The organism is Sphingopyxis sp. (assembly GCF_016463645.1).
Lineage (GTDB): Bacteria > Pseudomonadota > Alphaproteobacteria > Sphingomonadales > Sphingomonadaceae > Sphingopyxis.
Genome location: NZ_JAEMQX010000107.1, coordinates 1 through 12,428, shown reverse-complemented (window position 1 = coordinate 12,428; position 12,428 = coordinate 1). Strand labels below are relative to the sequence as shown.

Annotated in this window: 13 protein-coding genes; 10 read left to right on the top strand and 3 right to left on the bottom strand. The window is 65.7% G+C overall.

Features of this window, described 5'->3' with window-relative positions; genetic code table 11:
• Positions 1-14 precede the first annotated feature (14 nt).
• Positions 15-173, top strand: a complete 159-nt coding sequence (locus JHC57_RS22510) for a helix-turn-helix domain-containing protein (RefSeq protein WP_366928550.1) — start codon at positions 15-17, stop codon at positions 171-173.
• Between the two features lie 50 nt (positions 174-223).
• Here JHC57_RS22510 and JHC57_RS17360 read toward each other — a convergent pair whose 3' ends face one another.
• Positions 224-499, bottom strand: coding sequence for a hypothetical protein (locus tag JHC57_RS17360; protein WP_294031566.1), 276 nt, complete (start codon positions 497-499; stop codon positions 224-226).
• Between the two features lie 142 nt (positions 500-641).
• Here JHC57_RS17360 and JHC57_RS17355 point away from each other — a divergent pair, with 142 nt between their 5' ends.
• Positions 642-1,799, top strand: a complete 1,158-nt coding sequence (locus JHC57_RS17355; protein ID WP_294031565.1) for a serine hydrolase — start codon at positions 642-644, stop codon at positions 1,797-1,799.
• Here the strand turns inward: JHC57_RS17355 and JHC57_RS17350 are convergent.
• On the bottom strand, positions 1,794-2,612 hold the full coding sequence (locus JHC57_RS17350) for a PhzF family phenazine biosynthesis protein (RefSeq protein ID WP_294031564.1): 819 nt from the start codon (positions 2,610-2,612) through the stop codon (positions 1,794-1,796). The genes JHC57_RS17355 and JHC57_RS17350 overlap by 6 nt on opposite strands.
• On the bottom strand, positions 2,609-3,187 hold the full coding sequence (gene pdxH / locus JHC57_RS17345; protein WP_294031568.1) for a pyridoxamine 5'-phosphate oxidase: 579 nt from the start codon (positions 3,185-3,187) through the stop codon (positions 2,609-2,611). Before pdxH ends, JHC57_RS17350 begins: the two co-directional genes overlap by 4 nt.
• A 134-nt stretch (positions 3,188-3,321) precedes the next feature.
• Here pdxH and JHC57_RS17340 point away from each other — a divergent pair, with 134 nt between their 5' ends.
• From JHC57_RS17340 to JHC57_RS17305, 8 genes are all read left to right on the top strand, one after another.
• Complete coding sequence (locus tag JHC57_RS17340; RefSeq protein WP_294031563.1) at positions 3,322-4,239, top strand: J domain-containing protein; 918 nt, start codon at positions 3,322-3,324, stop codon at positions 4,237-4,239.
• A 3-nt stretch (positions 4,240-4,242) separates the two neighbouring features.
• Positions 4,243-5,328 carry a YihY/virulence factor BrkB family protein gene (locus JHC57_RS17335; RefSeq protein WP_294031562.1) on the top strand — a complete coding sequence of 362 codons (1,086 nt, stop codon included), beginning with the start codon at positions 4,243-4,245 and terminating at the stop codon, positions 5,326-5,328.
• Complete coding sequence (gene fabI, locus JHC57_RS17330; RefSeq protein WP_294031561.1) at positions 5,325-6,152, top strand: enoyl-ACP reductase FabI; 828 nt, start codon at positions 5,325-5,327, stop codon at positions 6,150-6,152. Before JHC57_RS17335 ends, fabI begins: the two co-directional genes overlap by 4 nt.
• A complete protein-coding gene (locus JHC57_RS17325; RefSeq protein WP_294031560.1) occupies positions 6,145-6,675 on the top strand; it encodes a GNAT family N-acetyltransferase in 531 nt (176 codons plus the stop codon). Before fabI ends, JHC57_RS17325 begins: the two co-directional genes overlap by 8 nt.
• 4 nt (positions 6,676-6,679) lie before the next feature.
• Positions 6,680-7,756: a chorismate synthase gene (aroC, locus tag JHC57_RS17320; RefSeq protein ID WP_294031558.1), complete on the top strand. Its 1,077-nt coding sequence runs from the start codon at positions 6,680-6,682 to the stop codon at positions 7,754-7,756.
• A 7-nt stretch (positions 7,757-7,763) separates the two neighbouring features.
• Positions 7,764-9,542, top strand: coding sequence for an SLC13 family permease (locus tag JHC57_RS17315; protein ID WP_294031556.1), 1,779 nt, complete (start codon positions 7,764-7,766; stop codon positions 9,540-9,542).
• Between the two features lie 96 nt (positions 9,543-9,638).
• Entirely contained in the window at positions 9,639-10,982 is a 1,344-nt protein-coding gene (locus JHC57_RS17310; protein WP_294031554.1) for a dicarboxylate/amino acid:cation symporter, read from the top strand.
• Between the two features lie 47 nt (positions 10,983-11,029).
• A complete protein-coding gene (locus tag JHC57_RS17305) occupies positions 11,030-12,361 on the top strand; it encodes a dicarboxylate/amino acid:cation symporter (RefSeq protein ID WP_294031553.1) in 1,332 nt (443 codons plus the stop codon).
• Positions 12,362-12,428 lie beyond the last annotated feature (67 nt).

Here is a 12,428-nt window from a genome sequence, read left to right as displayed (position 1 = left end):
CCTGCTGGTTCCTTATGAACCGCCCGCTGTCGATCGCCGAGATCGCCTTTGCGACGGGCTTTTCCAGTCACGCGCATCTCTGCGCCATCTTTCGGCGCAAGCTGGGCATGTCGCCGGGCGAATGGCGGCAGCGCCATCGGTCGGCCATTTCGCCGGCGGACGGCGAGGAATAGGCCGATCATATTTGGATTCCGCCGGACCCGGTGCGCGGCGTCTTCCGGCGTCAATTTTCGGGGCGGAGCAGGCAGCCGCTGGCCCCGGAGTATCGGGCGCTGCGCGATGCGAGCAGCGGGACGCTCCCGGTCACCGTTTTCGTCGACGGATCCTCGCTCAACGATACCATTTCCATCCCCGGCTCGAAATCGCTCTGGCAGCTTTCGAGGCTGCGCCCCTGCACATAGCGGCACGAACAGCCGACGCGTGCGGCATAGGCCGATCCCAGTTCCGCCTGCGCCTGGAACGACGGGAATTTCCAGATCGCGAAGATTGCGAAAAGCACGGCGAATATGATGGCCCAGGGGAGGCAGCCGCCCCACCGGCTCGGCTTGTTTCGGGATGGCGCGGGCGCGTCGGGCGGCGGCGCGGGAGCCTGCGGCTCGCCGGTTGTCGGCCCGGTCGGATTGATGTTATTCACCCGCACCATGATCACGAAAAAACGGCTGCTGGCAAGTGCCGCCCTCGCGATGTTCGGCGCCTGGTCGCTGACCCACGCCGCGGGGCAGGGCAATCTGGCGCCCGCCGCACCCGCGCCCAAATTCGGTGCCTCGCTCGACGGCGTCGCGGCTGCCGACACACCCCGGGCGCTTCCCGCGCTTCCCGCCGCGATCCGCGGCCGGGCCGATGCGCTGTTCACCGATGCCGACGATGTCGGACAGACGCGCGCGCTCGTCATATTGCGCGACGGCGAGCTGATCTACGAACGTTATGGCGCGGGCTTCGGTCCCGATACGAAGCTCATCAGCTGGTCGATGGCGAAAAGCATCACTGCGGTGCTCACCGGCTTCCTCGTCGCCGACGGGCAATTGTCGCTCGATGGGCCGGCGCCTGTCAAAGCATGGCAGCGGAGCGGCGACCCGCGCGGCGCGATCACGCTGCGGAGCCTCCTTCATATGTCGTCGGGGCTCGAGCATGTCGAGAATGGCGATCCGGTATGGCAGGGCGACACCGTCGCGATGCTGTTCGGCGACGGCGCGGCGGACATGGCGGGTTTTGCCGAGGCGAAGCCCGCGGCGGCGCAACCGGACGAGGTTTTCAACTACAGCTCGGCGACCAGCGTCATCCTTTCGGACATATTGGCCGATACGCTGACGCCGTCGAAAAACCCCGAAGCACGGCGCGACGCGATGCGCGATTTCATCGGCGGCCGGCTGATCGAGCCGCTCGGCATGACCAGCCTGACCCCCGAGTTCGATGCGCACGGGACGATGATCGGCGGGTCGATCATGCACGCGACCGCGCGTGACTATGCGCGGTTCGGCGAATTTCTGCGCAACCATGGCGTCGTGAACGGTCAGCGGCTGCTTCCCGAAACCTGGATCCGCTTCATGCTGACGCCGTCGGCGAACGATGCCGGCTATGGCGGACATATCTGGCTCAATCGCAAACGCCCGGCTGGCGCGCAGCCGGCGCTATGGCCCGATCGTGGCCCAAACGACCTTTTCGCCTGCATCGGTCATCAGGGGCAATATGTCATTGTCTCGCCGTCGCAGCGGGTGACGATCGTGCGATTGGGCGTCACGACCGACGATCAGTTTCCGGCGCTGCGCCGCCACCTCGCCGACCTGACCGAAAGCCTATAGCAGGAAGTCGCCGACCAGCGTCGTGACGCAGGTGCCGGTGAGTTCGACCATCTCGCCGTCGAGGCGGCAGCCGACATGGCCGCCGCGCGCGCTCGCCTGATAGGCCGCGAAATGATCGCGGCCGAGGCGCGTCGTCCAATAGGGCGTCAGCACGCTGTGCGCCGACCCGGTCACGGGGTCTTCGGGGATGCCCGCGCCCGGCGCGAAGGCGCGGCTCACCACGTCGGCGTCCGACGGATCGCCGCCACCCGGAGCGGTCGCTATATAGAGGATGTCCTCTTTGCCGAGCGCGGCGAGATCGGGCGTCAGCGCGCGAATTTCCTCGGCGCTGTGATAGACGATCAGTGCATAGCCGCCGTCATGCCACAGCGCCTCGACGACATCGCCGCCCATCGCGCGTGCGATGTCGGGCATTGGCTTCGCAACCGCCCGATAGGCGGGCAGCTTCATCCGGTAACCGCCGTCATCGCCGTTGCGCGCGACCGTCAGGCGCCCGGCCTTGCGCGTGCGGAAATGCATGTCGTTCCGCCACTGCGCCGCCGACAGGAGGACATGCCCGCTCGCGAGCGTCGCATGGCCGCACAGTGCGACCTCGATCGTCGGGGTGAACCAGCGTAGCTCATAATCGGCCTCGTCGCTTTCGTCGGGAACGAGGAAGGCGGTTTCGGCAAGATTATTCTCGGCCGCGATGGCTTGCAGGGTCGCGTCGTCGAGCCATTCCTCGAGCGGCATCACCGCGGCGGGATTGCCCGTGAAAGGCCGGTCGGCAAAAGCGTCGACCTGCGTAATGGGAAGGCGGCGTGCGGCGCTCATGGATACAGCAATCCTTTCGTCCAACGATCGCCGGCGCGCCGGAACGATGTGCGTTCGTGGAGCCGGTGCGCCCGGTCCTGCCAGAACTCGATAGCCGAAGGATTAACGCGCCACCCCGACCAGCGCGGCGGGCGGGGCACGTCCCGCCCGTCGAACCGCGCCTGCATCTCCCCGAAGCGCGCCTCGAAGGTTTCGCGGCTGTCGAGCGGGCGCGACTGGTCGCTCGCCCAGGCGCCAAGCTGGCTGTCGCGGCTCCGCGTCGCGAAATAGGCGTCGGCGACGCTATCCTCGACGGGCGTTACCGCGCCCTCGATGCGGATCTGCCGTCGCAGCGATTTCCAGTGAAAGAGCAGCGCGACGTGGGCGTTCGCGGCGAGTTCGCCGCCCTTCCGGCTGTCGAGATTGGTGTAGAAGACGAAGCCGTCAGGGCCGTGTCCCTTCAGCAGCACCATGCGCAGCGACGGATGACCTTCGGGCGTCGCTGTCGCGAGCGCCATCGCATTGGCGTCATTGGGTTCGCTGGCACGCGCTTCGGCGAACCAGCTGTCGAACAAGGCAAAGGGATCGTCGTTCATCGCCGTGGTCATAATGCGCGTCGCGGACATGGTCGAGCGCGATGTATATGGAACTTGACCTTCGGCGGGACATTACCACATCGCGCACGCAATCGGGCTTCACGCCCAGTCACTTATCGGGCTACAGGAGCAAGATGGCCGATCCCTATTCCACCCTGGGCGTTGCGAAGACTGCAAGCGATACGGAAATCAAGTCCGCCTATCGCAAACTCGCCAAGGAACTTCATCCCGACAAGAACAAGGACAACCCGAAGGCGTCGGAGAAATTCTCCGACGTGACCAAGGCGTATGACCTCCTGTCCGACAAGACGAAGCGCGCACAATATGACCGCGGCGAGATCGACGGTGACGGCAATCCGGCGATGCCGTTCGGCTATGGCGGCGGGGGCGGCGGCTTCCGCGGCGACCCGCGCGGGCAGGGCGGTTTCGGTGGCGAAAGCGCCGACTTCGGCGACATCTTCGAAGGCCTGTTCGGCGGTCGCGGCGGCGGGGGGCCGTTCGGCGGCTTCGGCGGACGCAGCGCGCCGCCGCAAAAGGGCGCCAATGTCGCCTATCGCCTGTCGGTCAGCTTCATCGACGCCGCGACACAGGCGCCGCAGCGCATCGCACTCGCCGACGGCGCGACGATCGACCTGAAACTGCCCGCGGGGGTCGAGACCGGTACCCAGATGCGCCTTGCCGGCAAGGGGCAGGCGGGACCGGGCGGCACCGGCGACGGCATCGTCACGATCACGGTCAAGGATCACCCCTTCTATGAGCGCGAGGGGGCCAACATCCGCCTCGACCTGCCCGTCACGCTGAACGAGGCGGTCAAGGGCGCGAAGATCAAGGTGCCGACCGTCGACGGCCCCGTCATGCTGTCGATCCCGGCCGGCTCCTCGTCGGGCAAGGTGATGCGGCTCAAGGGCAAGGGATTCAGCCAGAAGAGCGGCGGCCGCGGCGACCAGCTCGTCCGTCTGATGGTGGACCTGCCGGCCGACGACGAGGCATTGATCAGGCTGCTCAGCGAATGGACCGATCCGCGCGACGTGCGGGCGGAACTCGGCGTGTGATGCGTGGCTGAGGCCAGCGAGAAAAAGACCGTCGCGGCGCTCGAGCGCGAGGTCGCCGACGAGGTTGGCAAGGAATTTCTGGCGGAGGGCCATTCGCCGCATTCGCCCGAGGCGCGCGCCGAGCGTGCCAAGCGGGTCAAGCTGCGCGCGCGGGCGCAGGGGATCATCGATCGCAGCCGCGAACAGCTTGGTCCCGGCACACGCGCCTGGCGCATCGCACGCCGCGTTGTCGTCGGCACCTATACCGACGGTTTCATCCATGCGGGTAATCTCGCCTACCTCGCGCTGATCGCGCTCTTCCCCTTCTTCATCCTGCTCGCCGCCGCGCTGTCGATCTTCGGCGGCAGCAGCGGAGGCGAGGCGGCGATCGAGGCGGTCTTCTCGACCATGCCGCCGACGGTGGCAAAAGCGCTGTCGGGACCGATCCGCGAGGTGATGACCGCGCGCACCGGCATTTTCCTGTGGCTCGGCGCGCTGGTCGCGCTGTGGACCGTCGGCAGTCTGATCGAGACCGTGCGCGACATATTGCGCCGCGCCTACGGCACGCATTTCTCGAAGGGTTTTTTCCATTACCGGCTGCTGTCGATCGGGATCATCACCGGCGCGGTCGTGCTGATGCTGCTGTCGTTCAGCATGCAGGTGCTGATCGTCGGGATCGAACAGTTCGTGACCCGTGTGCTGCCTGAAAGATATCAGTCGTTCGGTGTCGTGCTGATTTCGCGCGGCGTGTCGGGTTTCGGCCTTTTTCTCGCGATCTACATGCTGTTCTACAGCTTGACGCCGTCGAAATACCGGCGCCTCAAAAACTGCCCCAAATGGCCGGGTGCGTTGTTCACGACCTTGTGGTGGATTGCGGTCACGCTCGCGCTCCCGCCTTTGCTCGCCAGCCTGCTCAGCTACGACGCAACTTACGGCAGCCTTGCGGGTGTCATGATCGCGCTCTTCTTTTTCTACCTCGTCGGATTGGGTATGGTGATGGGCGCCGAACTCAATGCCGCGTTGGTAGAGGTTGAGGATTTGGGCCACGACGCTATTGGGCGCGTCGACGATGTGAAGTTTGAAGCCAAAAAGGCTGGAGAAGAAAAATGACGGGTCTGATGAAGGGCAAGCGCGGGCTGATCATGGGCCTCGCGAACGACAAATCGCTTGCCTGGGGCATTGCCAGGGCATTGCATGCACATGGGGCGGAGCTTGCGATTTCGTATCAGGGCGATGTGATGCTGAAGCGCGTGAAGCCGCTCGCCGACGAACTCGGCTGCGATTTCCTGATCGACTGCGACGTCGCCGACATGGACAATCTCGATGCGGCCTTTGCCACGCTGTCCGCACGCTGGCCGACGATCGACTTTGTCGTCCATGCGATCGGCTATACCAACAAGGAGGCGCTGCGCGGCCATTATGCCGATGTGACGCTCGACGACTTCCTGATGACGATGAATATCAGCGTCTACAGCTTCACCGCGGTCGCCAGGCGCGCCGCGGCGATGATGACGCCCTTCGATCCCGAAACCGGCAAGGGCGGCGGCTCGCTGCTGACCCTGAGCTATTACGGCGCGGAAAAGGTCATCCCCCACTACAACGTCATGGGCGTCGCCAAGTCGGCGCTGGAGACGAGCGTCAAATATCTCGCCAATGATTATGGCCCGCAGGGCGTTCGCGTGAACGCGATCTCGGCGGGGCCGATCAAGACGCTCGCCGCCTCGGGCATCGGCGACTTCCGCCTGATCCTCAAGTGGAACGAGCATAACGCCCCGCTGCGCCGCAACGTCACCATCGATGACGTGGGGGGCTCGGCGCTCTATCTGCTGAGCGACCTGTCGGGCGGCGTCACGGGCGAAACACACCATGTCGACGCGGGCTACCACACCGTCGGCATGAAGCAGGAAGACGCGCCGGACATCGCGCTTGCCTGACGGCCTCGTCATCCGCCCCGCCCGCGCGGAGGATGAGGAGGCTATCGACAGCGTCATTCGCGCCGCTTTTGCCGGGACCGAATTCGGACATCAGGGCGAAGCGGACCTTGTGCGGATGATCGAAGCGGATGGTGACGTCATGGTGTCGCTTGTCGCCGAACGGGATGGCGCGATCGCCGGGCATGTGCTGTTCAGCCGTATGGATGTCGAGGCCGACGGCGCTGCGATCCCGGGCGCCGGCCTTGCGCCGGTCTCGGTCGCGCCCGCGCTCCAGCGCCAGGGCATCGGTGACGCCCTCATCCACGCAGGGCTCGACGCGCTCCGCCGGCAAGATGTCGCGATCGGCTTCGTTCTCGGTCACGAAAACTATTACCCGCGCTTCGGCTATTCGCCCGAACTTGCGGCGCGTTTCGCGTCGCCGTTCGCCGGCCCGCATTTCATGGCGATGATGCTGGACTCGGGCGCGACTTGGCCGCAAGGCGGCCGCGCGGATTACGCACCCGCATTCGGCCGGATGGGATAGGGCAATGAGTTTCAACAGCTTCGGACGCGTTCTTCGCTTCACCACCTGGGGGGAAAGCCATGGCCCCGCGCTCGGCGCCGTCGTCGATGGTTGCCCGCCGCGCCTGTCACTGTCCGAAGCCGACATCCAGCCTTTCCTCGACAAGCGCCGCCCCGGCCAGTCGCGGCACACGACGCAGCGGCAGGAACCCGACCAGGTGCGCATCCTGTCGGGGACTTTCGAGGGCAAGACGACGGGCACGCCGATCAGCCTGATGATCGAGAATGTCGACCAGCGCTCGAAGGATTATGGCGAGATCGCCCAAGCGTACCGCCCGGGCCACGCCGACTACGCCTATGACGCCAAATATGGCATCCGCGATTATCGGGGCGGCGGCCGCTCGAGCGCGCGCGAGACCGCGGCGCGCGTCGCCGCGGGCGGCGTCGCGCGGCTCGTGATCCCCGAGGTGAAAATCCACGCCTGGGTCGCAGAGATCGGCGGCGATACGATCGATCCCGCCAACTTCGACCTCGAAGAGATTGATCGCAATCCCTTTTTCTGTCCCGATCCCGCTGCGGCGCAGCGCTGGGAAGGTCTGATGGACGCCGCGCGCAAGGCGGGCAGTTCGCTGGGCGCCGTCATCGAATGCGCCGCCAGCGGGGTTCCCGCCGGCTGGGGCGCCCCCATCTATGCCAAGCTCGACAGCGATCTCGCCGCCGCGATGATGGGGATCAACGCGGTGAAGGGCGTCGAGATCGGCGCCGGCTTCCACGCGGCGCGCCTGCGCGGCGAGGAAAATGCCGATCCGATGCGTCCCGCGAGCGACGGCAGCAACCGCCCCGATTTCCTGTCGAACAACGCCGGCGGCATCGCGGGCGGCATCTCGACCGGCCAGCCCGTTGTCGTGCGCGTCGCGTTCAAGCCGACCAGCTCGATCCTGACGCCCGTTCCGACGGTCAACAAGGCCGGGGAGGCGACCGATATCGTGACCAAGGGCCGCCACGATCCCTGCGTCGGCATTCGCGGCGCGCCGGTGGTCGAGGCGATGATGGCGCTGGTCCTCGCCGATCACAAATTGCTGCACAGGGCGCAGAACGGCTGATGGTCTAGTGGAGTTCGTCGCCGCCTTTATCGCAGAGCAGAAGGCGGTCATTGGCCTGTTCATCCTCGCGGGCATGTTCGCCGCCTTCGTCTGGGAACGCTTCTCGCCGTCGGTGGTCGCGGTCGCCGGCGCGGGCACGATGCTCGCGCTCGGGCTGCTCGACGAAAAAGGCGCCTATGGCGTTTTCTCGAACAGCGCGCCGCTTACCGTCGGGGCGATGTTCATCCTTTCCGGCGCGCTCATTCGCACCGGGGTGATCGACAAGGTCGGCAATTACGTCGTCGACCGCGCCAGGCGGAATCCACGCCTCGCGGTGATCGAGGTGTTCGGCGGCGGTTTGCTCGTGTCGGGCTTCATCAACAGCACGCCCTTCGTCGTCGTGATGATGCCGGTCTGCTTCCGCCTTGCCGAAGCCCTCGGCGTCTCGCCCAAGAAATTGCTGATGCCGCTGTCGGTGATCGCTGTACTCGGCGGCTGCCTGACCCTGATCGGCACTTCGACGAACCTCGTCGTCGCGGGGATCGCCGAACAGGCCGGTCTCGGTCATTTCGGGTTGTTCAGCATCACTCCCTATGGTCTCGCGGTTGCGGCGGCGGGTGTCGTCGGGCTGCTCGTCATGGCGCGCTTCCTGCCGTCGGATTATCCGCGTATCGCCGAAAAGGCCGACGGAGCAGAGCAACTTTACCTTACCGAACTTGCGCTTGGCGAAGACGATCCGGCGGTCGACATGTCGCTCGACGCCGCAAGCCTCGGCATCGCACCGGGCCAGATCGTCGGTGTGATCGCGGGCGGAAAGCTGATGACGGGAGTCGACGCGCAGAACCACCGGCTCGCGGCGGGCAATCGGATCGTCGCGCGGCTCGACGGCGCTGCGCTGATGACCGTCCGCAGCGAGCGGCGCTTCGCGATAGGCATCGGCGACAGTCCCGAAGCCGAAGCGACCGTCGTCGAGATAACCGTGTCGCCCAGTCACCGCTCGATCGACCGGCCGCTCTCCGAAATTCCGTTCCTTCAGCGCCAGCGCGTCCGCATTCTCGGTGTTACGCGCTTTCGCCACCTTCCGGGACCGACGCTGTCGGAAAGCCGCATCCGCGCCGCCGACCGCCTTCTCGTCGAAGCCGACGACGCGAATGTCGCGCTGCTGCGCGACAATCCCAACCTCATTGGCCTCGCGATGGCGTCGGTCACCGCCTTTCGCCGCCGCCGCGCGTGGATCGCGATCCTCGTGATGGCGAGCGCGGTATTCCTTTCGGCCACCGGCGTGATGTCGATCGGCATCGCCGCCTTCATCGGCGTCGGCATCGTCCTCCTCACCCGCTGCATCGACGCGTCGGAGGCGTGGGGCAGCATCGACGGCGACGTGCTGATCCTGATCTTCGCGATGCTCGCGGTCGGCGCGGCGCTCGAACAGGCGGGCTCGGTGGCGTTGATGGTCGGCGCGCTCGAACCGGTGCTGACCGATGCGCCGCGATGGGCCGTGATCGCGATCGTCTATTTCTCGGCGCTTTTGCTCTCCGAACTGCTCAGCAACAACGCCGTCGCGGCGCTGATGGGCCCGCTGGTCATCGGCATTGCGGAGGCGACCGGCGTCGCGCCGCAGCCGTTGCTGATCGCGCTGATGCTCGGCGCGTCGGCCTGTTTCGCGACCCCGGTCGGGTACCAGACCAACACGCTCGTCTATGCTGCGGGCGACTATCGCTTCATGGATTTCGTGCGCATCGGCGTCCCCCTCAACATCCTCACCGGCGCTGCGGGCTGCGCCGCGCTTGCTTTCTGGACGCCTTGACGCGCGACAGGCCCGGCAGCGATTGCCCGCGGCGCATCACCCTGTTACCTCCGCTCGCATAAATATCCGCCATGTGCGGAACAGGGGAGTATCTTGATGGCGCGTCGCCTCACTTTGTACATTTTGATCGGCATGGTCCTCGGCATCGTCGTCGGATATGCGGTTCGTCTTGCGGTTCCGGCCGACAGCCAGGCGTTCGAATATTGGCTCCGCAGCTTCGGTACGCTCGCCACCATCTTCCTCAACCTCATCAAGATGCTCGTCGCGCCGCTGATTCTCGGCACGCTCGTCTCCGGCATTGCGCATATGGGCGACAGTTCGGCGCTCGGCCGCATCGGCACGCGCGCGATCGCCTGGTTCATCATCGCCAGCCTGATCTCGATCAGCCTCGGTCTGATCATGGTGAACCTGCTCCAGCCCGGCGTCGGGGTCGACATGACCGCGTCGGCGCAGGCCGTGGGCGAGGTCAAGAAACTCGATATGTTCGAGTTCATCGAACATGTGTTCCCCAAGAATGTCATCGCCGCGATGGCGGAAAACAACGTTCTCCAGATACTCGTCTTCTCGCTCTTCGCGGGCGTCGGGCTGACCGCGCTCGGCGAAAAGGGCAAGCCGCTCGTCCGCGGCGCCGAAGCGCTCGCCGAACTCATGCTGCAGATTACCGGCTATGTCATGCGCCTCGCGCCGCTTGCCGTCTTCGGCGCTCTGGCGAAGGTCGTCGCGCAATATGGTCTCGGCATCCTCGCGACCTATGCCGAACTGCTGATCGAATTCTATATCTCGCTCGTCCTGCTCTGGGCGCTGTTGCTCGCCGCGGGCGCGGTCTTCCTGCGCGCGCGGATCGTCCAGCTCATCCGCTACATTCGCGAGCCGCTGCTGATCGCCTTCTCGACCGCCTCGTCCGAAGCGGCGATGCCCAAGCTTTTCGAACAGCTCGACCGCTTCGGCGTTCCGCGCCGCATTTCGGGTTTCGTGCTGCCCCTGGGCTACAGCTTCAACCTCGACGGCTCGATGATGTACGCGAGCTTCGCGACGATCTTCATCGCGCAGGCCTATGGCATCGAATTGTCGATCGGGACGCAGATCCTGATCCTGCTCACGTTGATGGTATCGTCGAAGGGCATCGCCGCGGTGCCGCGTGCCAGCCTCGTCGTCATCACCGCGACGCTCGCGATGTTCGACCTGCCGGTCGAGGGTGTCGCGCTCGTCTTCGCGATCGACCATTTCCTCGACATGGGCCGCACCGCGACCAACGTCGTCGGCAATGCGGTGGCAACATCGGTCATCACCAAATGGGAAGGCATGCTCGAACATCCCGATCCCGCCTTCACCGAAAGGCCGCACGCTCCGGCGCATACCGAGCATCATGGAACCCGCGGGCTCGATATTCGTGATAGTGATGACGCAGGGGAGAAGAAGCCAGCGGCCGACAACGCGTAACGCGCGAGCTTCGGGCCGCCCAAATCGGGGCGAGCAAGGAGCTCACTATGGCCGAAGCGGCGGCGATCGATCAGGCGGCGCGGGATGAAGCCCGCGCCCGTAGGCTGCGCTGGCGAATGCTCGCCGGTTTTCTCGCCGGCCTGATTATCGGGCTCGCCGTCCATTATGGCGCACCCGAAGCGACATGGGTCGAAACGGTCACCACTTACGTCACGGGGCCGCTGGGGCAGATATTCCTCCGTCTCCTGTTCATGCTCGTAATCCCTCTGCTCGTCTCGGCGCTGATCGTCGGCGTCGCGGAAATGGGCGAGATGCGTGCGCTGAAATCGGTCGGCGTTCGCACGCTCGTCTACACCATCGTGGTATCGGCGATCTCGGTCGTCATCAGCCTCGCCGTCGTCAACGCGCTTCAGCCGGGCGCCGGCGTCGATCCTGCGCTGGCGCGCTCGCTGATGGCCGAAGGCGCGGCGGGTGCGCAGGCGATCGCCGATCGCGCGGGCGAGGCGAAGACGGGGATGGACGCGGTCGTCTCGATCGTCCCCGACAATGTCTTCGCCGCGATGGGTGCCAACGATGTGCTCGCGGTGATGTTCTTCGCGCTCTTCTTCGGCATCGGACTGATGCTCGTGCGCACGCCGCGGACCGAGGCGCTGAAGACGGTGGTCGAAGGCGTGTTCGAGGTGGTGATGAAGCTGATCGGCCTCGTCATCCAGCTCGCGCCGATCGCGGTCTTCTGCTTCATGTTCAATCTGGCCGCGCAATTCGGCTGGGACCTCATCATCCGCCTGTCGGCCTTTGTCGGCGTCGTGCTGCTCGCGCTCGCGCTGCAGATGTTCATCGTTTTCCCGATCCTGCTCAAAACGCTGGCGGGCAAATCGCCGGTCGCTTTTTTCCGCGAGACGCAGGAGGCCTTTGTCATGGCCTTCGCGACCGCCTCGTCGAATGCGACGCTGCCCACCGCGCTGCGCGTCGCGCACGACCGGCTGCGCCTCCCCGACAAGGTCGCGCGGTTCGTCCTGACGATCGGCGCAACCGCGAACCAGAACGGCACCGCGATGTTCGAAGGCGTAACGGTGATCTTCCTCGCGCAATTCTTCGGCATCGATCTGACGCTTCAGCAGCAGGTGGTGGTGATGCTCGTGTGCATATTGGGCGGGATCGGCACGGCGGGCGTGCCTGCCGGATCCTTGCCGGTGATCGCGCTGATCCTCGCTTCGGTCGGGGTGCCGCCCGAAGGGATCGGGTTGATCCTCGGCGTCGACCGCTTCCTCGACATGTGCCGCACGACGCTCAACGTCATCGGCGATCTCGTCGCCGCGACGGTGGTATCGGCGGGGACAAGGGACGGGCCGGCGGCGCGGGCCGCGCCGCCGGCCTGAGCGTCAATCGGGGCGGGTCTTGTTCCCGCGATCGGCGCGAGACCGGCCTGCGGGAGGCGCGGGCCGT